20 protein-coding genes are annotated in these 23,349 nt (G+C 44.0%); 8 read left to right on the top strand and 12 right to left on the bottom strand.

Going from position 1 to position 23,349, the window contains the following annotated elements; translation table 11 throughout:
• Positions 1 to 2: 2 nt before the first annotated feature.
• From cas1d to cas3, 8 genes are all read right to left on the bottom strand, one after another.
• Entirely contained in the window at positions 3 to 1,007 is a 1,005-nt protein-coding gene (cas1d, locus tag QUB52_RS00210; RefSeq protein ID WP_332972178.1) for a type I-D CRISPR-associated endonuclease Cas1d, read from the bottom strand.
• Between the two features lie 22 nt (positions 1,008 to 1,029).
• Positions 1,030 to 1,623 (bottom strand): CRISPR-associated protein Cas4, encoded by a 594-nt coding sequence (gene cas4, locus QUB52_RS00205; RefSeq protein WP_332972179.1) that lies wholly within the window; start codon positions 1,621 to 1,623, stop codon positions 1,030 to 1,032.
• Between the two features lie 165 nt (positions 1,624 to 1,788).
• Positions 1,789 to 2,622 (bottom strand): CRISPR-associated endoribonuclease Cas6, encoded by an 834-nt coding sequence (gene cas6 / locus QUB52_RS00200; RefSeq protein ID WP_265236690.1) that lies wholly within the window; start codon positions 2,620 to 2,622, stop codon positions 1,789 to 1,791.
• A gap of 111 nt (positions 2,623 to 2,733) precedes the next feature.
• Positions 2,734 to 3,438: a type I-D CRISPR-associated protein Cas5/Csc1 gene (gene cas5d / locus QUB52_RS00195; protein WP_332972181.1), complete on the bottom strand. Its 705-nt coding sequence runs from the start codon at positions 3,436 to 3,438 to the stop codon at positions 2,734 to 2,736.
• A 2-nt stretch (positions 3,439 to 3,440) separates the two neighbouring features.
• Entirely contained in the window at positions 3,441 to 4,481 is a 1,041-nt protein-coding gene (cas7d, locus tag QUB52_RS00190; RefSeq protein ID WP_332972183.1) for a type I-D CRISPR-associated protein Cas7/Csc2, read from the bottom strand.
• A 69-nt stretch (positions 4,482 to 4,550) separates the two neighbouring features.
• Complete coding sequence (cas10d, locus tag QUB52_RS00185) at positions 4,551 to 7,946, bottom strand: type I-D CRISPR-associated protein Cas10d/Csc3 (RefSeq protein WP_332972184.1); 3,396 nt, start codon at positions 7,944 to 7,946, stop codon at positions 4,551 to 4,553.
• Between the two features lie 137 nt (positions 7,947 to 8,083).
• Positions 8,084 to 8,335, bottom strand: a complete 252-nt coding sequence (locus tag QUB52_RS00180) for a hypothetical protein (RefSeq protein ID WP_332972185.1) — start codon at positions 8,333 to 8,335, stop codon at positions 8,084 to 8,086.
• A 409-nt stretch (positions 8,336 to 8,744) separates the two neighbouring features.
• Entirely contained in the window at positions 8,745 to 10,925 is a 2,181-nt protein-coding gene (gene cas3 / locus QUB52_RS00175; RefSeq protein ID WP_332972186.1) for a type I-D CRISPR-associated helicase Cas3', read from the bottom strand.
• Positions 10,926 to 11,021: 96 nt separating this feature from the next.
• On the opposite strand from cas3, the gene QUB52_RS00170 reads away from it, so the two are divergent.
• Positions 11,022 to 11,888, top strand: coding sequence for a WYL domain-containing protein (locus QUB52_RS00170; RefSeq protein WP_332972187.1), 867 nt, complete (start codon positions 11,022 to 11,024; stop codon positions 11,886 to 11,888).
• A gap of 346 nt (positions 11,889 to 12,234) precedes the next feature.
• On the opposite strand, the gene QUB52_RS00165 is transcribed toward QUB52_RS00170, so the two are convergent.
• A complete protein-coding gene (locus QUB52_RS00165; RefSeq protein ID WP_332972188.1) occupies positions 12,235 to 12,450 on the bottom strand; it encodes a hypothetical protein in 216 nt (71 codons plus the stop codon).
• 260 nt (positions 12,451 to 12,710) lie between these two features.
• Between QUB52_RS00165 and grxC the strand changes: the two genes are divergently transcribed.
• Positions 12,711 to 13,025 (top strand): glutaredoxin 3, encoded by a 315-nt coding sequence (gene grxC / locus QUB52_RS00160; RefSeq protein WP_332972189.1) that lies wholly within the window; start codon positions 12,711 to 12,713, stop codon positions 13,023 to 13,025.
• Positions 13,026 to 13,096: 71 nt separating this feature from the next.
• Here grxC and menD read toward each other — a convergent pair whose 3' ends face one another.
• Both menD and QUB52_RS00150 read right to left on the bottom strand, forming a co-directional pair.
• Positions 13,097 to 14,941, bottom strand: a complete 1,845-nt coding sequence (gene menD, locus QUB52_RS00155) for a 2-succinyl-5-enolpyruvyl-6-hydroxy-3-cyclohexene-1-carboxylic-acid synthase (protein WP_332972190.1) — start codon at positions 14,939 to 14,941, stop codon at positions 13,097 to 13,099.
• A gap of 41 nt (positions 14,942 to 14,982) precedes the next feature.
• The gene (locus QUB52_RS00150; protein ID WP_332972191.1) at positions 14,983 to 16,416 is read right to left on the bottom strand and encodes an isochorismate synthase; all 1,434 of its coding nucleotides are present in this window, start codon (positions 16,414 to 16,416) and stop codon (positions 14,983 to 14,985) included.
• Between the two features lie 404 nt (positions 16,417 to 16,820).
• On the opposite strand from QUB52_RS00150, the gene menA reads away from it, so the two are divergent.
• The 6 genes from menA to QUB52_RS00120 all read left to right on the top strand — a co-directional run bounded on the left by menA (position 16,821) and on the right by QUB52_RS00120 (position 22,045).
• The gene (gene menA, locus QUB52_RS00145; protein WP_332972192.1) at positions 16,821 to 17,717 is read left to right on the top strand and encodes a 2-carboxy-1,4-naphthoquinone phytyltransferase; all 897 of its coding nucleotides are present in this window, start codon (positions 16,821 to 16,823) and stop codon (positions 17,715 to 17,717) included.
• A 147-nt stretch (positions 17,718 to 17,864) separates the two neighbouring features.
• Positions 17,865 to 18,110, top strand: coding sequence for a hypothetical protein (locus tag QUB52_RS00140; protein ID WP_332972193.1), 246 nt, complete (start codon positions 17,865 to 17,867; stop codon positions 18,108 to 18,110).
• Positions 18,107 to 18,523, top strand: coding sequence for a retropepsin-like aspartic protease family protein (locus QUB52_RS00135; protein WP_332972194.1), 417 nt, complete (start codon positions 18,107 to 18,109; stop codon positions 18,521 to 18,523). The genes QUB52_RS00140 and QUB52_RS00135 overlap by 4 nt, the downstream gene beginning before the upstream one ends.
• Before the next feature lie 2 nt (positions 18,524 to 18,525).
• Entirely contained in the window at positions 18,526 to 19,326 is an 801-nt protein-coding gene (gene menH / locus QUB52_RS00130) for a 2-succinyl-6-hydroxy-2,4-cyclohexadiene-1-carboxylate synthase (protein ID WP_332972195.1), read from the top strand.
• Positions 19,327 to 19,520: 194 nt separating this feature from the next.
• Complete coding sequence (locus QUB52_RS00125; RefSeq protein WP_332972196.1) at positions 19,521 to 20,543, top strand: o-succinylbenzoate synthase; 1,023 nt, start codon at positions 19,521 to 19,523, stop codon at positions 20,541 to 20,543.
• Entirely contained in the window at positions 20,522 to 22,045 is a 1,524-nt protein-coding gene (locus tag QUB52_RS00120; protein WP_332972197.1) for a 2-succinylbenzoate--CoA ligase, read from the top strand. The genes QUB52_RS00125 and QUB52_RS00120 overlap by 22 nt, the downstream gene beginning before the upstream one ends.
• A gap of 133 nt (positions 22,046 to 22,178) precedes the next feature.
• On the opposite strand, the gene QUB52_RS00115 is transcribed toward QUB52_RS00120, so the two are convergent.
• Entirely contained in the window at positions 22,179 to 23,150 is a 972-nt protein-coding gene (locus QUB52_RS00115; RefSeq protein WP_265236708.1) for a putative 2-dehydropantoate 2-reductase, read from the bottom strand.
• Between the last annotated feature and the right edge of the window lie 199 nt (positions 23,151 to 23,349).

The raw sequence follows: 23,349 nt of genomic DNA, 5'->3' as shown, positions 1-23,349 counted from the left end.
CCCTATTTCAAAAACAAAGGCGGATACTTGTCAATTTCACCCATCAAATACTTAGCCATCAGCCGCCCTTGAATTTCAAAAGCTTCTTGATAGGTGCACAGCTTTCCCATAACTGGATGCTTGAACTTTGACTGTTTCTTTTGCTCGTAAAGCCGCAAAAAATTGTGCAACCCTTCTTTCGTCAAAGAAACCGCGCCACTCAAAGGTTCAGCCGTAAAATCACTAGGAGCAACTTTCTGCAAATTGATCGCTGCTAACACCACAGCATCAACTACCAAAGGTCTAAATTCTTCCATCAAGTCCAGCGCTAAAGAAGGACGCCCGTAGCGCTCAAAATGCAAATATCCCAAATACGGATCGAACCCGATAATATTCACCGCACTTTGAACATCGTGTCGCAACAGAGAATATCCCAAACTCAACAGAGAATTTACCGGATCGGTAGGGGGACGGCGGCGGCGAACTTCAAAGCTAAATTCCGGCACCCGAATCAGCCGATTGAAACAGCCAAAATAAGTCGCACTACCCGCCCCCTCTAATCCTCGCAGCGAATTAATATTTGAAGTTTTATCAACGGATGCAATTACTTCTTTCAATTGTGCGATCGGTTTTTCAAAATCTGGTTGAGAATATTTGCGCTGGCACTCTAACAACGTAGTCCGGTAATTCTTGAGCTTTCCCCGTACAAACCCCCTGACCAAATGCACCGCTTGTTCCGATTCACCAGCAGCTTTCCACTGAGCTTTTCGCACAAAGATATTCTTAGTCATTTCCGGTTCCAGCCTCCCTAAATAGCGTCCGTTTGCCGTCAAAAAGCTTAAAGGAATGTGACGTTCCAACAATTCCACAACCACAGCCGGAGAAACCGTAGCCCGTCCCAATACAACAACACCGTCAATTCTAATTAATGGCACGTCGATTAGAGTTTTTTTGTCAGCTTTAACGGTAAGGCGTTCGTCTAATTTGCCGATAAAAGCATCTTCTGGCGTAATGTAAACAGTTCCCATTGTGAATCCTCCTATTTGCAGGTTAACTTGCTTCTTGATAGCGGTTGACTTTGCTAGCAGCTTGGGGCAGGCATTGGGAAGAAAGACTGCATCCCGAACACCGAGCGGTGTAAACTGGTAACGGGATATTTCCCGATCGCCAAAGAGTAGCGACTTTTTCAATAGTTGCGATCGCCTCCTGTCTCAAACCCTCACAAATCTCCACCTTTTGCCGCTGGTGCGACTGCGCGTAATACACATATCCAGTCGCAATACTTTTCCCCGTCATCTCTTCCAAACACAAAGCTTGCGCGCACACTTGCAACTCATCATTATCCCATTCCCCTTTCTTGCCGCGCTTGTATTCAACCGGATACAATTCACCATTCTCCGATTCAATCAAATCCGACTTACCAATCAGTTTGTAGCGCTCCGACTTCAGCCAAATCGCGCGAACCTGCCAAGTTTCATCGCGGTTGATCTCGCCCATAGTGTGAACGCGATCGTGCAAAGTCGTCCCTTCTATGGTATACTGGTTGTCCGCAAATTCTCCCGCGCAAGACATTCGCCAGCAGCGGTGGGGACAGTAGGAGTATTGGTTCAGAAGTGCGATCGAAATGTAATCAAAATCGTTCATAATTTTGATGGTTTGTAGGAGATTAGTAATTGGAATTAGCAACAGGCAAGATGCCTGTGCCACAAGAGTTTAGTGTTATTGTGGGGTGGGCATCTTGCCCGCCCTGGAATTCTGGCATCTTGCCCGCCCTGGAATTCTGGCATCTTGCCCGCCCTCAAAATCCGTTTAACTCTTATTAACAACTATTCGTCGAGTCATTCCCATCCCCATCGGAGTTTTCCTCCCCACCCCGCAGTAAACAGCAAAATCAGCCAAAGCGTTAATTTGCTTAATCACTAAAGGCTCCACATCTCCCAAAATCCGATAACTAACCTCCCCAACCATGCCGACAAAATCGCTTTGATAGTTAGTCAATTTTTCACTTCGGATATTGACAAATGTCGAATAAAGTGCATCGAATGACAGGTCGGGAATTGCGATCGGGCTGTACTTGTTCCACCGACTGAGGAGACTGTTAAAAACGCAGTCTCTAGTAGGAATCACTGAATCAAATTTTCCCTGTCGAAAGGTAGTAGGAGTCGCAAAACTGAAGGCAATTAAGCGATTAGTTTCAGAAGCGCGATCGTACAATTGAGAGTAATCGCAAGCATTAGCCCAAGGCTGATCTACTTGGGGCGTTCCCAAAATCTTAGTAATCATCAAATCCGCCGGGCCCAAATGCCACGGCTTCGAGGGATTGAGATTCAGCCAAAGATTAGTTAATTTGCCGAATAGAGTGTCATCCAGCAGACTAATTCGCCACCAACACAGCGTGTGTTCTGGAATCGGTTCTGTGTGTTCCCATTGCAGGAAGTGGTGTTTTTTGAAAGGGCATTTTTTAGTTTGCAAAGGGCTGAGGGTGAAGGATTTTTGGGCTGTGGCATCGTGGAGGCGATCGCCGAGTTCTTTGTCAACGGAGCTCGCGAGGGTGAGAAAGAGGGCGTGGAGGTGTCTTCCCGTTAGGTATCCGGGGGATATTGGGGAGAGTGGGAGAAGGTTGAGGATGAGGCTGTGCGGCATAGTTTGCTAGCTCGTTTGTCGGTAGTAAAAAAATAAAATGCACCAAGTTTGTAGTGAGGACTTTAGTCCTGCTGAGGACTGAAGTCCTCACTACGAACCTTTTTGTGAAAGTTAATTAGCCCGAAAGCGATATTCCATACAGGCTGGAATTCGGAGGTTTTCAAACTGGTAATGTTGACCGCGAATTTTGATATTTTGAATCAAACTTACGGGGGGCATATTAACCACATCGTAGCTGAGCACTTGATGGGAAAACATCACGTCTAAGGGATTGAGCAAATAAGGAAAAATGAAATCGCCATTTTTGCGATTATCGCCATTGCCAATTTCTTCAGTAGTTAACTCAGCTTTGCTCATCCACTTTCCCAGACGAATCCATTTCGCCAGTTTCAGGGGCTTTTCTGAAATTATGAAAAACTCGAATTTGCTTTCAGCAGCAATTTCTTTAGTTCTGCCAAAACTGGGGATGTTTTTCTGGGTTTTTTCCATTTCAACGTGATAGTTGTTGTTGGCGTATTTCCAGGTGTTGAGAGTGGATGAGTGAGAGATAGAGCGCGCCGGAGTGACATAAATCCCCTGTTGGTTGAGCGGGGTTAAATGCTGCTCGTATTTGGGAATTTGTTCGGGACAAAAATAGCGATAGGAATCTGCTTCAGCAACGGTGGTGGAATAGATTTCGCTATCCACCAAACCGAGGGCGTAACAAAGCGCGTAATTGTGAATTACAGGCTCTGTTTCGTAAAGTCTCCCTATCTCGCGAGTTGCAAAATATAAACTATCGTGCAACTCGATTTGACAGCGGTAAATTAATACCATTATTACTTACCTGCCTTTGCTGATTTTTTAGCTTCTGTTTGTTCCTCATCTGATTTCTTTTTCTTGATGTGCTTGTCGGCATAAATCTTTGCCTCATCATCAGCTTTTTTCAACATCTTTTTGAGGTCATCTTCATTACCAATGACAGCTTTAACCTCTGTCAGTAATAGCGTAAACTTATCCCCAATCAAGTCTTCATGCACGATAAATTCCTCAGCCATTAATGTTTGGATAGCAGCGCTAGCAGCCACAATCACATCATCTTCATTAAGAGGGTTGTTGGAATTAAGTTTATCGTCCACCTGCAATTTGTCGTAAATTGCTTGCGTCCAGCGGAGGTTGCTAGTAATTTCACCGTCGGCAAATACCACGCCAATTAACTCATTTCTGACTCTACCTGTGCGAGTAGTTTGAGCGCCATAGTGCCGCGTTCTGAGGATGTTGTTGAAAACATACAAAAAACTAGCTTCCGTAGGGTCTTTTAGGGTGACAATGCTAGGAAAGAAAATCTGGGGTTTAATGTGGTCTTGCTGATTGATGCGACTTGTAACTTCCCCCGGCTTAGTACCTGCTTCGCCCTTAGATGCCATTGTCCCATTCTCAAAGGGAGCATTGAGGGTAAAAGTCTCGTGAGATTCGTCAAAAGCGGTAATTGAAAATGCTGTGTCAACCACTACTTTTGATTTTTCTGAACCAGAGTCTCCGATCGCAAATCCGTAGATTATGCAATCAGGATTGTTCATGGCAAACTTGACATTGTATTCGCAGTCTTCAGCGGTCATAAAACCGTAGTTACGCAGCAACTCGCGACCGACTAAACGTTCAGGTGTAGATTGCTTGCGCTTAAACATGGTCAGGCGGCTGATAGGTTTTTGGTCTTGAATTCCTGACCTCACCCGCGCTTTATTCAGTTCTCCATCGGTTTGAAACAGAGGATAAGATTCTGTCACCCGTACAGTCAGAAAATGAGCATATTTTCCCATTGGTTTGTAGGGAATTTCTGTGTGAAAAAATTTAGAGTTGACGGTTTTCAAGAAAGCCATGATTTGTCTCCTATGTAAAAATGTTAGTTGTGTAGTTGGCGCGTAGCTTGTAAAACAAGAGCTTCCGCTTTAATTGTCAGCTTCATCCTGAGATTCATCAGGAGGTTGCTCGCCTCTGGCGCGATTTTCCTCGTCATTCTCTAAACGATAAAGGAATTCGCAGGTATCTCGGATTAGGTTGATTTGGCGGCCGGCTAAACGAGCCCGATCGCCCGCAAAAGACTTCTCAAATACCTCCTCAACAAAGTATCGAGCAAATTCTAAAATTGCCTCTCGTTCTTCCTCCCGCTTGCTGAAAATCCAGCGCCCTTCAGCATTAGAAGCGTGAACGCGATCCATCAGCTTTGAAACTTCCGCAGCAACAACAACAACTAAAGAAAAACTGCGATCGGCTTCCAGGATAGTTTTAGCAGCAATATCAATCGGTTTCAGCACAGCATTTGCTTTGGGATTGTATCGCTTACTTGCACGGTAAAATCTGCGATACAATTCTGTCAATTTTTGGGGGTGGTTTAAACTTGATTCGGTTGTCACAGTCAATCTTTCCTCTTCATGATTATAGTGGGCATAGGAGTCAAAACAAGGGTAAAAATGATAAGCATAAAGCTTAATTTTTTGAATTGATGCCGTTTCATTTTTCTGTTTACGAACCCATTGATTTAAGTAGGTAAAGACATAAAGCGGGCTGGTTTCAAAATCCTTGGCGAGTTCGGTAAGTTTACCCCAGTTGGAGTCATAACCGGACTTCCCCTGTTTGGCATTGACATCAAGGTGAATTGCATAAGCAGCGGTTAACACATTCAAGGGTGCAGAATAAGATTTGCCGTTTTCTTCCCAACCTTCTAGGATGTAGTCGAGGCGAAAACGATCGCGCTTCGTCAACACCCTAAAAGCTTGCGGTGCACTGTCAAGAAATACACTTTCTTCAAACTCTGCACCGTCGTTAAAAGGCGGGATTGGAGACTCTGAAACTACGGTTTTGACATCCAGAATCATCGGGAAAGCAAAAGCTAGCCAAGCTGGCATAACCCAAGATTCTGTATCAGTAGCATCTTTACCTGGTGGCAGCGCCATGAAGTAAAATGTTAGGGGTTCGTCTTCGGGATAGGAAAGTTTGAAGGTGCGGTCTTTTCCTGGTTCGATGTTTTCATCGATTAGAAAAGCATCGATGCTTTGGTAGCGATCGCGCCCAAAATTGGCTTGCAAATCCTTGCTGATAAAATGATTGCGAATGCTGGTATCAAAGCGGGTTTGAGCAATGCTAGTGTAGGCTTTTTGCAGAAACTTATTTGTCTCTGGGGTGAAGTAATATGTGGGATAAAAATAGAGGTAGCGATATTTGCCATCTTCAAATTTTTTGCCCACAGCTTGAGTTTGATTCATTAAAATTTGCCTCAGCATCATTTCTAAACCTGCAATACTGGAAATATTGCGTTTTGCATTAGAACCTCCCAACATTTGTTTGTTAGTGTAAACTTGAGGGGTGAACAAAACTGCTGATTCCATTTGTTCTGTCACCGTGTAAGCTGAATGGGAAATTGAACAGATTAACTGTCTTCCTCTACCCTGTTTTTTAGCGAGTTGGTAGCGTTCCAACTCATCTAAAAATACGTCAGCGGATGCTGTGTCTAATGGTGTATTTCCGGGTAACATGACAACCCGCGTTACCCACAGCCGCAAATCCTCCCAACCGTCAGACAATTTGTACTGTGAAATAATGGGTTTAATCATTTGGGAAATGTGGGCGATCGCCTGTTCGCAAACCTCCCGCACATCCTCAATTCCTGGGTGATGTTCTAGGTACTTTGCTGCTAAATAGTACCATTCGTAAGGAACGCCGCCTGTGTTGCCTTTGAGCTTAAGTTCTTTCAGGCGTTTATTAATCCGTAGCGGTTGAATTTCTCTCAGGGCTGGTAAATATTCGGACAGATTCCAAAATTTAGCAATTTCCTCGACAATATCTAGATGAGGTAGTGCGGGTAATTTTTTGTCTTTCTTGCGTGCGGTTTCGATTGTATTAACTTGTTCTCCCCAAATCTTGCGACTCACTAAGTCGCCAAGTTCGGCAATTTGGTCAATCCGAAGGTCGTCGTCAAAGTTGAAGTTGTAATCGGCCGACAAAACATCCTGACGCTGAAACTTTATCAGATTATCGCTGCGACTTTTGGCAACAGAGTCTTTGCCTATTTTGAGAATACGTAAAGTAGCATTGATGGCAACTAACATCAAATCTGACGTATCAAAAAATAGGTTATAATACTCGGCATATTTCATGCCTTTACCATCTCTGCCAAAGCCTGTTTGTCGCAGTCGCAGTTGTCCGGCGCAGAGTTTTTTAATCTTGCTCACTACTCGTTCGGGTAAGTCTGCAATTGAAATAGCAGGAGCATCCGATCGTGCTAGGTAAATTACACCTGTTGGCAGATACAGCAATGGTTCATAGTATGTGCAATCGTCGGTATTCAGCGCCGTATGTACTTCCATTAAAGCGTTATTGACGACATTGGTAAGTACGCCTCTGTTTTCGGCGATGGTGTGATACGTGAATTTTAATTTCCCGTCGCTGAGGCTGTGGATTAACTCATTTATCCTGGTATTTTCTGCATCTTGGGGATGTTTGATAATTGATGCTAGGGAATCTGCTAAACAGGTTAAGTCTGAGAGACTGCGGAGCGTGCGATCGCGCAAGACTGGATTTAACCCAAATTCCGAAAAATTCCAGTTAGTATCCCAACGTCGCTGAGCGTTGTAAGCAAGGCAGAGCAAATCGTCAATGTATTCTCGATAAGTATCTGGATTGTCGGGATTGATGAAGCTATCTATTCCTAGCTGTCGAACTTTTTCATCAATAATTTGACGGTGCTTTTCTAACGGTAACTTGCGACAATCTTTGGGGACATCTGGGAATTTTTCAAAGTCGTGGAGAATGAAGCCAGCTATTACTAGCCGCCGTTCTTGTTCTCCCACGCATCGCCGCATGGTGGTATCGAGTTTTTCTAACCGCTGTTCTATCAAATTAGCGGGAAATAATCCATTTAGCAGGTGAGTATTTAGGGATTGATCGCCTGCATTGTCCCGCCTAACATTCTCTTTGCCTTTTTGCCGATCGAGTTCGTCGAAAAATTTGCCACCTTTGGCTGTCACACCAATGGCCACTCGCAGCAGATTTGGCAGTACGTACTCGGCAAAATCTGCCATGACGCGATCGCCCGGATTTTGACTCTGAATGGCTTCTCGTAAGAGTTTGAGGGTTAGTAAGTCGCGAGTTTGAGGTTCGATCGTGCGATCGGACGTTTCAAAGCTTGACCCTAATTCCTCATCTTGCAGCCAGTCATCATCGGTATCATCTGCATTATCTGCATCATCTGCATTATGCGATCGCTCTGAGTTCAAATTAACTGGAATATCAAAATTGAATGAAAGTTGTTGATATTCTTCATCTGGTTTTTGATGTTTTTTAGCCATTTTTCGCCTCTAGGAAGTTTATGTAAGCACTCACTTGTCTTTGATAGAGATTTTTGACAAAAAAGCTCTACAGGCTCTTATGTAGTTACACTACTCCTGTAGAGCCTAACTATTGAAAATTTGTAAAGTGCTATTATCTAGCGCTTTTGAGATACCTTTTTAGCTCCTCGGAGGATCAATAAAAAGTCATAGACTTCTGCTTTGACATCCTCTGACTCAAACTCATCTCTGTCGAGTGCAATCTCAAATAGGCTCTGAGCTTTTTCCAGTAACTCAAAGGGTTGGCGATTTTTGCCCCGAACTTTCTTTTTGTTTTCCAAAAAAGGTTTCCGGCAATAGGGAATAAATAGCAAAGGCTCTCCCTCACCAGAGCGGCGTGGCTTTGGCATTTTTAATGTCTCCTTTTGAGTTTTTACAGAGTGGAAAGACTCACGGCTGCTGAGTGCAGACAGCAGCAGAGATTGGGAGTTATACCCCAAACCAAATAAAGTGACGCTGAAAACCGTTCTGTCTAGAGAACAAGAAGGGCTGCGATTACATATCTGTGTTCCTACTCGCGATCGTTGCTCACAGAGCCGCGAAGCTTTCCATTTTTTGAGTGTAAACGATTTAAACATAGTTGTCATCCTTGGTATATTGATGTACTATGGTGCGGACAGGTAGAAAAAGCTTCTCAATTTTTATTGAGAGCTTAAATCCTCTCCCTACTAGGGATTGAAAACATTGACTGCGCTCCTAATGGCGTTCGTTCCTCTATATTTCTACCTGACTTAACCCTCCCTATTAGGGCTTGACCTTCTACGCAATCCATATTTCATCCCCCTTGCTCTTGAGCCAGTGGGCCAGCGTGTCCACCAACAGCGCCGACTGGCCAAAGGCTATAGAATAAGGTGCAGTCGTATCGTGGAAACTGTACCGATCACAAATTGGATAAATCTGAAAGTGCATCGGGAGTCGCAGGCGCGATCGCACTTCAGCCACCGGATAGCGCAATACATAACAAACCAATGCTTGCTTCTTCAAACGCTTGTTGATTTCCCCGATCCAATAATTCTCAGGTTGCAAAACCTCAATTCCCGTTAAAACCTGAACCTTCCAAGCAGAAGCATTTTCTTCTAAAATTCCCGAATAAGTAAATTTCCAATTCAGTCTTTCCTCCCGATAACTACGCAACTTAAAAAAAGCAAGACAATGCTTAAATCGACCTTTAGCAATCGGTTGCCCAATCCGTTCCGATGTCTCGTTCAACATTCGCATAAATGCAGATTCCGTCATCGGTTCGATTTCTAAATTGCTCAAAATTCCTGGTAAATCGTAAGTTTTGAATTTGTCGGCATCATGGGAATCGGTTAAATCGTAAATGCCGCATTGCAGGGGACTAGAACCTCGAAAACTGCTAGCATCCTCAACGATCGGATTTCCTGTCTTATTTCCCGATCGCTCTTGCCACTCTTTGCCCCACCGTTTAATATCACCTGCTACTTTTTTAAAGCTAGTTTTAAATACTTTTTGACAAGATTCCTGAAAAGCCTTCTGACTTTCTGCGTACTGCTGTTTAATTGTCTTGTGGCCTAATTCCCAGCAAAGTTGAACTGACTGCACCGCACCCCATCGCGAGTAATATCCCTCAAAATTGTTGATTTGGCGGTATTGTTCGCGAATTTGTTGATAGAAAAAAGGACGGTCATAAATCCCGTTTGATGCTAAAATAGGCTCGTCACCCGCAAACAAGCGTTCAACTAAGAAATTAGGGATGAGTGCTATGGCTGTGAAATTTTGAAACTGAACAAACTCTCCATTGCGATCGCAGCCATCGTGTCGCCCCAATCTTCCTAATCTTTGGATGAAGTTGCCCCCATCGGCGGATTCAAAAATTAGTAAATTGATTTTGAAGTCTACCCCGACATCAATCGTACTGGTACCGAGAACTAAGTCTGACGAGAGCGATCGCTCTTTTTCCGTTTTTCCCGACAACCCGGTATTTTCGCCAACAACTAAACCGTGAGGCTGGAACAATTCCCGGAAAAAAGGGGTCAGTCGCTTGACGGCAGCAATTGAATTCAAGATAATAGCTCCTTTACTCCCCGGATTTTTTTTAAAGTGACTCAGGATGAGATTTGCACTGTCTTTCAGCCAAGTTTCAGAAGCTTGTGAAGTGGGTTCTAGGGAAATAAAAGTCAGCGTACTTTCCCTCAATATCTGCCGCCATCCGTCGGATTTTAACTGTTCGATTTCAGCAGGGCGATCAGGAAACCGATATTTTCCTGCTTTCAAAGGATCGATAGTTTTACAGCAAAAACCTGCTATTTCTAGTCTATTAATTAATTGCTCGTCTGGAGTTGCTGACAAAAATACAAACTTTTTCCGGCGGTTGGTATGACGAATTAATAACATGGTATTGGTGACGCTGGCAATCTGAGGAGCCGCCAAAACATGAAATTCATCAAAAATGAATAGGTCAAAATCCTTGTCGATGCGACCCCAAAGTTTATCGGGGCTATCTTTGGAGCTTAAATAGGCTCCTCGGTGCAGGTGGTGCAAGATATCAGGGTTTGTTAATACAATCTCTGATTGACCTGTGCGAGATGCGATCGCGGCTGCTTTTCTCAATCCTTCATTTTCAGCGTATATTTCTAATTCCGAGCCGCTGAGTCGCACCACGCGCGGTTGATGTTTGGGCTGGAATTGTTCGATATAGTGCTTAAATTGAGTCTCTTGATCTCGCGCCAGTTCATTCGTAGGATACAGCCAGATTGCACAACAAAATGTCTGCAATGTTTCTAAAGCTGCGGCTAAACTTTTACCATCACCCGTTATCGCCGTATTGATTATGACATCAATATTCGGATCGCGAATGGCTTTTAAAGTTTCGAGTTGATGCCAAGAAAGTGTCCAACCTTCGGGTAATTTGACTCCCTGGGGAATCTCCGCAGCGGGACAGGAGTAAACGGATTTGAGGGTAATCTGGTAGTCGGACATATGCTGAAACTGTGTCCGTAGAAAGTTGATATTCCCATATTGACACCGATAATAGAGATAATCAACCCTGTACACTTAGAAAGTGTCCGTATACTTATGAGTCGCAAAGGTCAATCGATCACTCTGTCGGTTTCTGAACGAGATAAGTCCCAGTTAGAAGCTTTGGCCGAAGAATTCGGGAAGACGTGGGGCGATCGCCCGAACATATCCAAACTGATAGAAGCGATCGCCCGCCGCCAACTAACGATCGCCCCCAACCACGACTGGCCGCAAACGCGCATCCAAGCCCTAGACATCGCCCGACAGCAATTGCTTGACTTGGGCAAAATTGATGAAGCCCTGGCAATTGCCCAATTATTGAGCGATCGCAGCGAACTCACTCTCCCTTTCCGGGCTGAAATCGATCAATTTTTGAGCAACCCCTTACCTGTTTGGCGGCAAAAAATCGACCATTTTATTCACAGAGATAAACCTTTTCGCCTGTCTTACCGGGATGCAACCGATCGCCTTTGGCATTACACGATCTTGCACGCCCGCATTGTCCCCATTGAAAAGCGACAATATTTAATGTGTCGCTGCGAAGAGTCTGAGGGAAATCAAGATGTACCGGGACTCGAACACAATTGGACGTTACTCCTCGATCGCATTGAAGATGCTGCGGTGATTTCGGTCGATCGACCTTGGCTGCCAGATTTAGCCCGGATTCCCGTAGAATTTCATCTATCCGGCAGACTTGCCTTTAACTACAGGCGCAAGCAGGAAGATGAGGAAGTCGGCGAAGCAGAAGGCGATCCACCTATCAGGCGAGTGATTCGGAATATCTCAAATACTTTCTGGTTTTTTCGCGAAATCTCTCCTTATTGGGAAGATTGCAGGATTGTCTCTCCAGACAGCGTGCGCGATCGCTTCCAACAAAAACTGATCGCCCTCTGCCGCCATTACGACATCGACATCCGCGATTAGCCCTTCCCCGAAAAACGCACAGCGACTCAAGAAACCGTAATATCGTGTCCCGTCGATTGACAACGATCAGATCGGTTCGTAGTGTGGACTTTAGTCCGCAATCATCAGCGGACTAAAGTCCACACTACGAACGAACTATTTTTGTTACGACGATCGTAGATCGGACATGATATAACTCCCAAAAAAAAGCAGCCCGTTACAGGCTGCACATCGAAAAAAACCGTTGTTTTGTTAGAGGAGAAAACTTTAAATCGAATTCAACTTGCCGTTATATCAAGTCTCTGGGACTCCGGCGGGCGATCGACTGCCAATCAATTTCGCCATCTTTAGCTACCGCTGACTCACCTTACATTGCTGCTGAAAGTTCGTTCACCATTTTCACCCGGCCTCTGAGCACTGCCCGCAGCAGGCGGTTGACACAGCCTCTATCTTCGTCATTTAGCGACTCGTCCAAGGTGGCGGCCATCAAACCGTAGCGATCGGCTAAAGTTAAAACGCCTGTGTCGCTGACAGAAGCGATGATTTCAGAGATAGCGCCGGGGAGGAGTTGTAAGCAGTTCATGGCAGTGCGGTTGAATTCGATATATTCATAATCCCCCGGTTTCCCGAAAAGATCAGTGATATTAATGAGGTTCCGAAGGTGATTATTTAGGGTGTACGTAAGTGATCCGAGTTGAGTGAATGTGTGACGCGAATCACAGCGCCAAAGATGCGGCGGGCAATTCCATAGCAGGCTAACCTTTGGTAGGACGCGGGACTGATGGCGTTTCGCTAAAATGATTTAATCCCTCAATCAGCTTAATTTTTACCCCAGTACCGAAAATGCTTGATTTTCTCAATCCTATTTTGGGCCGCAAGCCCGATCGCATCAAAGCCAATGTTGAAATTTACACTTGGCAAACCTGTCCGTACTGTATGCGGGCCAAAACTTTGCTGTGGTGGAAAGGCGTAAATTACACCGAATACAAAATAGACGGCGATGAAGCAGCCAGAAATGCAATGGCCCTACGCGCTAACGGCAAGCGCAGCGTGCCCCAAACCTTTATTAACAACCAACACGTCGGCGGCTGCGATGACATTCACAAACTTGATAGAGATGGAGAATTAGATGCACTGCTAGCTCAACCAGCAGTTTAAATACTGTTCATAATAGGTTCGTAGTGAGGACTTTAGTCCTTAAATGCTTAAATAAAGGACTAAAGTCCTTACTACAAACCTTTGGCAAATTTACCTAAATTGTCTTGCCGCCATTTAGCATCGGCACGCCTATCTGTTTGCAATTCTAAGACCCGAATGCCATTATTTGGTAGAAAACTTAATTTTTGTTTTAACTGCTCCCAATCGTCAATTATCTCGTGTTCCACGCCGTAAGTTGCACACAACTGAGCAAAATTGATATCCTGCGGCGTGGCAAAAAACTCTTCAAAGGGCGGGTCAAATTTGGCAACGGGCAACATTTCAAAAATTCCGCCGCCGTTGTTATTAATTAATATGATTGTCAAATTACCTACAAATTTATTTTTAATTAAAAAGCCGTTTGTATCGTGCAAAAGTGTTAAATCGCCTGTTAGCAATATACTGCTTTGATTGCGGTGGGCAACTCCTAAAGCTGTTGACAGTGTGCCGTCGATGCCGTTAGCGCCACGATTGACAAAAGGTTTTATTTCTAAGTTGTTCGGCTTCCAGAAAAATTCGACATCTCGCACGGGCATACTGTTAGCAATAAATATTGGTGTTGCTGGGGGCAAAATTTGGGAAAGCAGCCAGGAAATTTTTGGTTCTATTATGCTGTTAATTGATGACATTTTCTGGTCAATTGCTTGTCTGACTTTGGTTTCGGCGTTGTTCCAATGTTGCAGATATTCGTTTGTGGCTGAGGTAAGAACCCCCCCTAGCCCCCCCTTGCTAAGGGGGGGGACAAGAGTTAAACCAGCCTTGTTAAGGGGGGGGACAAGAGTTAATATAGTTGCGAGATTAGTTCCGAGATTTTCTATGGAGGTTCGCAGGTGAATTGTTTGGCCGTGGAGTGGATCGAAGTTGTGGTGGGCGGGGTCGATTATGTAGCGTTTGGGTTGGGTTTTGTCTAGCCAGTTTCGGAGTTCTTTACTTGTGGGTAAATCTCCGATTTGAATGGCGATTTCTGGTCTTAATTTTTCTGCTAGTTCGCGGTTTCGCAGGATTAGATCGTAGGTGGAAATTAGATGGGGGTTGAGTTGGGCGCGGTTTCTTAGGGGCGATAATCCTTCTGCTAAAACTGGCCAGTTTAATAGTTGGGAAATTTGGGCGATCGCACTACAATACTTTTCTGCATCTTGAGGCTGGGCTACACCTGCAATAATTATCCCTTTCTCGCATTCCTGCCATTGTCTGAATGCACTTCCTACTCCCCCCCTTAGCAAGGGGGGGCTGGGGGGGGTAGAAGTTTCTGCTACAACAATCGGTTCTATTCCGGCAAAGAAATCTTCTGAATTAAATTCGGTTTCTAAAGCTTCTACAGCAATATCTGGAACGGGCACCAGCGGATCGCGCAGGGGGATGTTGAGGTGGACTGGGCCTGGTGTCGGAAAGGTCGATCGCTCCCAAGCATACACGATCGTCTGTCGCAGATAGCCTAGCATCCCTAATTCTGCTGAAGGGATTGCTAATTCGGCTTGCCAGTTGGGATAATTTCCGTATATTTTAACTTGATCTATGGCTTGTCCGGCGTGACAGTCGCGGAGTTCTGGAGGTCTGTCTGCTGTGAAAATTAGCAGCGGAATTCGACTTTCTCTTGCTTCTATGATCGCCGGAAAAAAGTTGGCGGTGGCGGTTCCAGAGGTACAAATTAGTGCGGTTGGCACACCGGATTTTTTGGCTATTCCTAATGCAAAAAAACTTGCCGATCGCTCGTCTAGTATGGGAATAGTTTCTATTTGATTATTTTGGGCGAAGGCTATTGTTAGCGGTGCCGATCGCGAACCGGGACAAATTACGGCTGTTGTTAATCCCAGTCGCTGCAAAGTCTCGGCTATTATGGAAGCCCAGAGGGTGTTTGTGTTCCGAAAGTCAAGCATTTTGTGGTTTTGGCGATCGATGGTATTTTTATGATATATTCCTAAACTAAAGCATTTAAAAGTGCCTGCAATTTTAGCTGAATTTCTGCTAGTTCTTTCTCAGGTTCCGAACCAGCGACGATACCAGCGCCAGCATAGAGTATAGCGCGAGATCCGTCGATTAATGCTGATCGAATGCCGACGGCAAATTCACCGTTGCCGCTGCGATCGATCCAGCCCAGGGCTGCTGCATACAAAGAGCGATCGTAGCTTTCGCAGGCGCGAATTTGCTGTAGGGCAATATCCCTCGGTACCCCGGCCACCGCTGGCGTTGGATGCAGTTGGGATAAAATCTTTAATAAATGAATATCAGGCGGAATTCTCGCCCTGATCGGTGTCCACAAATGCTGAATATTTGACAGTTGCAACAGTCTCGGTAGCGGGGAAAAGTCGGGATTGATGCCGAGACTCGACAGGCGATCGACTATAAAATCAATCACAACTTGATGTTCTCGAATATCCTTTTCACTGTTCAGCAAACCTTTCCCTAAATTCCCATCTTCCGCCTGAGTTTTGCCCCTCGGCGCTGAACCAGCTAAGGCATCTGTTACTAACTGATTGTTGTGAATGCTAATTAAGCGTTCTGGACTAGCACCGATAAAATTTTTACCTTTACCGTTACTGGTAGAAAATACGTAGCAACCTGGATAAGTGAGGCGCAAGTTATTTAAAGAATCTATTAAGCTAAAAGGGGTTTTTGAAATAACATTTATTGCTTGGGACAAAACAAGTTTACTGAAATATTTAGATTCAATTAATTCTAAAGCCGACTTTACCGATGTTTTGAATTGAGCCGCATCATTCACAGGTATTTGTTTTAAAGATATCGATTTTTTGCCAGGATTCCTTATTTTTATGTAATTAAGAGAGGCTATTTTATCAATTTTCTGAAAAATGTTTTCAGTAATAAATTTAACATTTATATCTCGGTTGATGATGGTATTTGCGACAATTGTACAACTATTTTTTAGACGAGTAATCTGCCATTTTGGTAGAAATATGATAGCGGGGGGAAAGTAAGAATTGCTGACGATATTCTCATCAAAAAAAGCAAAGCTACAAAAAAAGTGCGGCCCGCTAAATGGCAAGCGTTCCGTACCGATGGTAATTGTTTGGGTAAGGCATGATTGAATGAAATTTTGAGCGAGGGAAAATCGATCGCTTCCCGCTACTGTGACATGGATGGCCGAATCTAGGGCGGCAATCGCAAAACTGTTGCCTGCAATGGGGTCTCTTTTTTCAAAATAAAAGTGTCTGTCATCGGGTGCGGCAATTTCTTGCAGTACCACTAGCGGATCGACGGGGGAAATTTCCTGAGAAATACTAACTATTTTTGTTTGATCTTTTTCGGTTAAAGACTGCTGGCAATCTAACAGAAACTGATGCAGTTGATTGCGGTCTTGCAAAAGATTAGCGCGGTGCGGTATTACTGTCATGAAATCGAGAATAGCAGATTTGTCAGAAAGAGTGCGGTTTTGTCCCGCTAGAAACCCTATTTCGATCTAACCACGCTCCGGGCGATCGCAAAACATGACCTTTCGAGTTTCCCGACAGTTGGGACAGGCTGCGGGCAAAAAACAGACCATCCTCTTCTAGGGATCTGCCAACGCGCGATCGACCGAAACATTTAGACACAAAACTTTAAGATTGAGAGGGCGAGTTGCGGCAAAAGGCGATAGACCCCGCAGAGGTTGACTGGCGGGCATTTTCGGGCGCGCCAGAACCCGCAAAAACTATCAACAGATGCCGGAGGCGCACTCAACCCGATACAGACTAGACATTCTTCACCAATAAAATTGTAAAATTACCAAGCTGCTATCAATTGCATCAAGTTTGTGTAATGACAACAAAGATAATTGAACGTCCAAATAGTAAATTGTGGCTGGCGGCAATCAAGCCACCCATGTACAGTGTTGCGGTGATTCCTATTTCAGTAGGAACTGCCATAGCTTTTACCGAAACTAAAACGATTAATTCGTCAATCTTTTCGACATTTTTAATGTCAGCCATTTTAATTATAGCATGGCTGAATCTCAGTAATGATGTATTTGACTCGGAAACAGGCATCGATATAAACAAAGCGCATTCCGTAGTTAACTTAACCGGAAATAAAGCTTTAGTTTTCTGGATTGCTAATTTATTTTTAGCAGTCGGAGTGTCGGGAATCTGCGCTATTTCCTGGTGGCAACAAGACCCAACCGTAATTTTGCTAGTAGTTTTGTCTTGCGCCTTGGGCTACACTTATCAAGGGCCTCCATTTCGTTTGGGCTATCAGGGTTTAGGCGAAATAATTTGCTTTTTCACCTTCGGGCCGCTAGCTTTAGCTGCTGCTTATTACAGTCAAACTCAAACTTGGTCTACGACTAATTTGGCTGCTTCGACAATCGTGGGAATTACTACGAGTATTATCTTATTTTGTTCGCATTTTCATCAAATTGATGACGATTTGGCTGCGGGGAAAAAATCGCCGCTTGTCCGGTTGGGTACGAAAAAAGGTGTGCTGTTGTTGCAGTGGTTGTGCGGCAGTATTTATGCTTTGACTGTGCTGTTTGTGGCGTTGCGAATGTTTCCAATTTGGACGCTGTTGATTTTTGGGAGTTTGTTTTTTGCGATCGACCTTTGTCGCCATGTCACAGACTATCACGACCAACCGGCAAAGGTCAGCAACTGTAAGTTTATCGCAGTCGCGCTGCATTTTTCCAGCGGATTGCTGCTGGCGCTGGGGTTCGTCTTGTAATTCGGGCGATTATCGAAAATTTCGGTAAAATAGAAGTACGGTTCGTAGTGAGGACTTTAGTCCTGTTTCTAATATTTTAGTCGATCAGGACTAAAATCCTTACTACAAACAGTTTGATCTTGAATCACCAACAAGGAGAAGCAAATCATGAGCACGCCCGTTGAAATTAGCCCAATCCTGACTCTAGAAGAAATTTTTAGTCTGTATCCTGATGAGTGGGTACTCATCGTCAATCCTGAATTAGATGAAGAATTAAGTGTGATTAGAGGTGAAGTTTTAGCCCATGCAGCAGAACGCGATGAAATTTATAGTAAGCTTTCATTAAGGAATGGAAAATCTGTAGCCATAGAATATACTGGACTGATACCTGACAACCTAGCAGTGATGTTATGACGAAAATGCCAAATTATCAGAAAGCCTACCGTTTGTTGCGTTATGGGCAAAATTTGCTAGCCGTGCAAGCAACTATTGGCAGTAGAGAAGGGGGCGATTTTCTGCGGGTGCGTTTATTGGTAGATACGGGATCTAGCTTCACAATAGTGCCAGTTCAAGTGTTACAAAATTTGGGTTATGATACTGGCAATCCTTTACGCAGACAAGAATTAGTTACAGGTCAAGGAATAATTCATGCTCCTGTGATTAATGTATCTTGGTTTAATTGTGTCGGTCAACTAATAGAAGATTTTGAGATAGTTGCCCATAATCTACCACCAAATATTCGTATAAATGGTCTTATTGGTATGGATTTTCTCACTCGTTTTCAAGCAGTCATATCTGTTGGCGATGCGGAAATTAAATTTCAGTAAATATGGAAAAATCTAAAAATTATCAATTTCACTATTCCTTAACTGGCAACAAAAATCAGCCAATCATTCTATTTTTACACGGATTTACTGGCAACAATCAAGACTTTAGCAGCGTCATTTCCTTACTCTCTAAAAATTATTGCTGTCTAGCAGTTGACCTTCCCGGCCACGGACAAACCAGAGTTAGCGGCGAGGAAAGTTGCTACAATATGTTAAACACAGCCCAAGCTTTGATCGAGTTATTAGATGATTTACAAATAGATAAATGTTTGTTGTTGGGCTATTCAATGGGTGGGCGATTGGCGCTGTACATGACATTACATTTTCCTGAAAGATTCGAGAAAGTCGTGTTAGAGTCAGCCTCTCCGGGATTGAAAAGTGAAAAAGAGCGATCGCACAGACGACAAGCCGATTCACAAACAGCACAAAACCTCGAAAATAGCAACATTAAAGATTTTATCTTAAACTGGTACGATCGCCCTTTATTCAAATCCTTAAAAAAATCTCCCAAATTCGACCAACTAATCGAAAGCCGCTTAGCAAACAATCCCTTAGAATTAGCCAAATCACTCCGCAACCTGGGAACCGGCAACCAACCATCTCTTTGGGAACAACTCGCACAAAATCAAATCCCCATTCTCTTGCTAGTGGGAGAAGATGATCGTAAATTTCAAAGTATTAATGCAGAAATTGCCAGCTTATGTCCGGCCGCTAGTCTCAACATTATACCAAACGCTGGTCACAATATCCATTTTGAAAACATTGATAAGTTTGTGGAAGTTGTGAGACAATTTTATGATTAACGGGCAGTCAGAAACCGGGTTTTTTACGAAAATCTGTGTTGTCACCGACAAATCAGATAAAAACCCGGTTTCTTAGGTCTTATTCATGATTAGTGGGTAGTCAGAAACCGGGTTTTTTACGAAAATCTGTGTTGTCACCGACAAATCAGATAAAAACCCGGTTTCTTCGGCCTTAGCGATTAATAAAAAAGTAAATGTTATATCAATTCGAGTTTCGCACCTATCAGCGAAAATTTAAGCGCCCGCTGCTAACAAGTCACGGAATTTGGGATATTCGATCAGGAATTATCCTGCGACTTGTTGACGAAAATGGTCGCATTGGTTGGGGAGAAATTGCGCCTTTAAGTTGGTTTGGTTCCGAAACTTTTGAGCAAGCTTTAGATTTTTGTCACCAACTACCTGCTAATATTTCATTAGAGATGATTTTTGCGATTTCTGCTGAATTACCAGCTTGTCAATTTGGCTTTGAGTCAGCACTATCAAACGAGCAAAATTCACCCCCCCCAAGCCCCCCTTGCCAAGGAGGGGAGAAAAGCGAAAATTTAAGTCAGTACAGCGGTTTATTGCCTGCTGGTGAAACAGCTTTGCAGGTTTTACCAATGCTTTGGTTGGAGGGACATCGCACGTTTAAATGGAAGATTGGCGTTGCTGCAATTGAGGAAGAATTAACGATTTTTCAGCAGCTAATTGCATCAATGGACGATTTGTGCGATCGCCAAACAGCACTTTTACGCCTAGATGCTAATGGGGGACTCACCTATTCCGAGGCCCAAAAATGGCTGGAAGCTTGCGATCGCGTGACAGCAACTCCCGACTTGGCGACAGATATTGAATTTTTGGAACAGCCACTGCCGATCGCCCAGTTTCAGGAAATGGTAGAATTGAATGCTATTTATGCAACGGATCTCGCCCTAGACGAATCCGCAGCCAACCTCGATCGCATCCAAGAATGCTACAGCCAAGGTTGGCGGGGAATTTTTGTCATCAAACCTGCGATCGGCGGTTCTCCATCCCAACTCCGAAAATTTTGTCAAACTCACAATATAGACGCAGTTTTCTCATCAGTATTTGAAACCAAAATCGGCAGACAAGCAGCCTTAAATTTAGCAACAGAATTGTCTCTAAATAATAGAGCCCTAGGCTTCGGTACCGATAGCTGGTTCGACGACAATCAAGACACCTGGTTAAAGCATCTATGGCAAAACAAATCACAGTAAATAGTCTGAATCTACCCTTTGAATTGCCCGATAATTGGCTTATCGGTTGTGACAGCCGCGAATTTGCCCGAATAGTCGATCGGCAATTTGAACAAATTACCAAAAATCCCGCCCAAAAAAAACCCCCCAAAATTTGCCTCGCAGAATCAGAACCCCTGCAATTTCTTGCCAGTTTCATCAGCGCCCGCGCCGCCAAATGTCAGATTTTCCTCTGCAATCCCAACTGGGTAAAACAAGAATGGGAACAAGTCTTTGATTTAGTCCAACCAGACCTAATTTTACAACAAAATACTGACCTTAAAAAAATATTCTCCCCTCTCCCAGTCCGCGGAGGCGGACTTAGTTTGTGTAGCCGCGAATTCCATTCGCCGGGATTCCATTCGCCGGGATTCCATTCGCCGGGATTCAATACACCCGAATTAAACTCACCCGAATTCCATTCGCCGGAATCCCATTCACCCGGTAAAAACGGTTTTGATACGATCATGATTCCCACCGGCGGTTCATCGGGAAAAATCCGTTTTGCCATCCACACTTGGGAAACACTAACCGCATCAGTCCAAGGTTTTCAACAATATTTTCAACTTGACAAAATTAACTCATTCTGCGTTTTACCCTTATACCATGTCAGCGGTTTCATGCAGTTTATGCGATCGTTTACCACGGTTGGTAAACTGGTAATCCAGCCATTTAAAACACTAGAAGCAGGCGAAAAAGCCGATATAGAACCCGAAGAATTTTTCATTTCCTTAGTCCCAACTCAACTGCAACGGCTGCTGCAAAACCCAGATACAGCTAATTGGTTGTCCCGGTTTCGTGCCGTACTTTTGGGCGGTGCTCCCCCTTGGCCGGAACTTTTAGAAACAGCTAGAAACTATCAAATCAAACTAGCACCCTGTTACGGCATGACAGAAACCGCTTCACAAATTGCTACACTCAAACCCGAAGATTTTCTCGCCGGAAACAACACTTCTGGTCAAGCTTTACCCCACGCGAAAATAACTATTCGCAGTCCCAAGGGTGAGATTTTGTGCTACAATCAAATTGGGAATATTGCAGTTGATGCTACATCTTTAGCATTGGGTTATTATCCTGAAAAATTTGGCGATAGGGAATACTTTGAATTAGACGATTTGGGATTTATCGATAACAATAACTGTTTAAATATTGTCGGACGCAGCAGCGACAAAATTATCACCGGCGGAGAAAACGTATTTCCCGCCCAAGTCGAAGCTGCCATTAAGAATACAAATTTAGTTGCCGATGTTGCTGTAATTGGCTTGCCTGACAAAGATTGGGGTCAAGTCGTGACGGCGATTTATGTTCCCGCTAATTCCGAAGTTACTATCGAAACTATCCTTACGGCAATCGAAGATAAGTTGAGCAAGTTTAAGCGCCCTAAAAATTGGATTGTTGTCGCACAATTGCCTCGAAATGCCCAAGGTAAAGTCAATCGAGAACAATTGCAAGAAATTGCGGTGTCATGTGTGGTGAATCAATAGTATTAACCGAATTTCACAGTAATTTCTGTAGGGGCGGGTTCACCAATATCTACAACACAAGCGAGAAATCTCACAAACCCGCCCTGCCGAATTACCAATTCTCAATTCCCAATTCCCAATTCCCAATTCCCAATTATTCCACACCTAACAGCCTTCTCGTCCTTTCTGCTTCTTGCCTTTGAACGTCCACAAACTTCAACATTCGGTAAAGTACCTCTATTTGTGGCAACTTAACACCTGCTTTTTCGGCTACCCGTATCGGATTGCCAAAAATCGCTTCTACTTCCAGCGGCCGCGATTCATCGTAATCGATTTTCATGCTGGTGCGGTAAGGCTTCATTTTGTGAGTATATTCCAGCATATTTGGGATAAAATTATCGGGAATAATGCGATCGCAACTTTGAGCGCCCGCTATCACTTCCGCCATAATTTGCTCAACCAAAATCAAAGTATCGGGATTCGCCATCAATTCGTCGGTTCTCGCATTTAAAATCACAGACAGCCCGTTATAAGGAATATTCCACACCAGCTTTTTCCACCTTGACAACAGTAAATCTTCGCTCATTTCTATGGGAATTTCAGCCCGTTGAAAATCCTCAGCAATTTGGCGCAATCTGTCAGTAATACCGATGGTTTTGTAGTCTTGGGAATATTCACCCAAGGTAATAGTACCGTAATCTATGTGGCAGATATGACCGGGGCTAACTTTATAAGAACACAGAAAACATAGTCCGCCAACTACTCGCTCGGCACCGACAATTTTAGCTATTTCTGGTTCGGTATTCAATCCGTTTTGCAATACTAAAACCGTGCCGTTATCCTTTAATAAAGTAGGTAAAAGTTTGGGCAATAAGTGATTTTGCGTGGTTTTCAGTGCGACAATTACTACGTCGCACTGAGGCATTTTGTCCGCGTCACGGTAGGCGCGGACTTGTGGGAGGGTGAAGTCGCCTTCGGGAGACTCGATCGTCAAACCGTGTTTTTTGACGCGATCGTAATCGGTGCGTAGCAAAAAATTTACTTCTAAACCTGCTTTTTGCAGTCTAGCACCGTAGAATCCGCCTAAAGCTCCCGTGCCGATGATGGCATAATTGCGATTTGTCATAAGTAGAAGGAAGAAGGAAGTTCGGCAACGGATTTTGTAACGGATGTAACGGATGTAACGGATGGAAGATGGAAGATGGAAGATGGAAGATGGAAGATGGAAGAATGCTTAGAGCCTTTCGTTTTTGATTCCTCTATATTTTACATTTAATTAAGTCTAACTACTTAATATATAGCGCTTCTCAAGCATGGTGAGGATA

This window comes from Microcoleus sp. A6-C6 (genome assembly GCF_036705955.1).
In the GTDB taxonomy this organism is placed as follows: domain Bacteria; phylum Cyanobacteriota; class Cyanobacteriia; order Cyanobacteriales; family Microcoleaceae; genus Microcoleus.
This window is presented reverse-complemented; position numbering and strand designations above follow the sequence as displayed.

Bases quoted from the DNA above. Each gene is read 5' to 3' on its own strand.
- cas1d (WP_332972178.1), bottom strand. From the start codon at position 1,007: ATGGGAACTGTTTACATTACGCCAGAAGATGCTTTTATCGGCAAATTA.
- cas4 (WP_332972179.1), bottom strand. From the start codon at position 1,623: ATGAACGATTTTGATTACATTTCGATCGCACTTCTGAACCAATACTCC.
- cas6 (WP_265236690.1), bottom strand. From the start codon at position 2,622: ATGCCGCACAGCCTCATCCTCAACCTTCTCCCACTCTCCCCAATATCC.
- cas5d (WP_332972181.1), bottom strand. From the start codon at position 3,438: ATGGTATTAATTTACCGCTGTCAAATCGAGTTGCACGATAGTTTATAT.
- cas7d (WP_332972183.1), bottom strand. From the start codon at position 4,481: ATGGCTTTCTTGAAAACCGTCAACTCTAAATTTTTTCACACAGAAATT.
- cas10d (WP_332972184.1), bottom strand. From the start codon at position 7,946: ATGGCTAAAAAACATCAAAAACCAGATGAAGAATATCAACAACTTTCA.
- QUB52_RS00180 (WP_332972185.1), bottom strand. From the start codon at position 8,335: ATGCCAAAGCCACGCCGCTCTGGTGAGGGAGAGCCTTTGCTATTTATT.
- cas3 (WP_332972186.1), bottom strand. From the start codon at position 10,925: ATGTCCGACTACCAGATTACCCTCAAATCCGTTTACTCCTGTCCCGCT.
- QUB52_RS00170 (WP_332972187.1), top strand. From the start codon at position 11,022: ATGAGTCGCAAAGGTCAATCGATCACTCTGTCGGTTTCTGAACGAGAT.
- QUB52_RS00165 (WP_332972188.1), bottom strand. From the start codon at position 12,450: ATGAACTGCTTACAACTCCTCCCCGGCGCTATCTCTGAAATCATCGCT.
- grxC (WP_332972189.1), top strand. From the start codon at position 12,711: ATGCTTGATTTTCTCAATCCTATTTTGGGCCGCAAGCCCGATCGCATC.
- menD (WP_332972190.1), bottom strand. From the start codon at position 14,941: ATGCTTGACTTTCGGAACACAAACACCCTCTGGGCTTCCATAATAGCC.
- QUB52_RS00150 (WP_332972191.1), bottom strand. From the start codon at position 16,416: ATGACAGTAATACCGCACCGCGCTAATCTTTTGCAAGACCGCAATCAA.
- menA (WP_332972192.1), top strand. From the start codon at position 16,821: ATGACAACAAAGATAATTGAACGTCCAAATAGTAAATTGTGGCTGGCG.
- QUB52_RS00140 (WP_332972193.1), top strand. From the start codon at position 17,865: ATGAGCACGCCCGTTGAAATTAGCCCAATCCTGACTCTAGAAGAAATT.
- QUB52_RS00135 (WP_332972194.1), top strand. From the start codon at position 18,107: ATGACGAAAATGCCAAATTATCAGAAAGCCTACCGTTTGTTGCGTTAT.
- menH (WP_332972195.1), top strand. From the start codon at position 18,526: ATGGAAAAATCTAAAAATTATCAATTTCACTATTCCTTAACTGGCAAC.
- QUB52_RS00125 (WP_332972196.1), top strand. From the start codon at position 19,521: ATGTTATATCAATTCGAGTTTCGCACCTATCAGCGAAAATTTAAGCGC.
- QUB52_RS00120 (WP_332972197.1), top strand. From the start codon at position 20,522: ATGGCAAAACAAATCACAGTAAATAGTCTGAATCTACCCTTTGAATTG.
- QUB52_RS00115 (WP_265236708.1), bottom strand. From the start codon at position 23,150: ATGACAAATCGCAATTATGCCATCATCGGCACGGGAGCTTTAGGCGGA.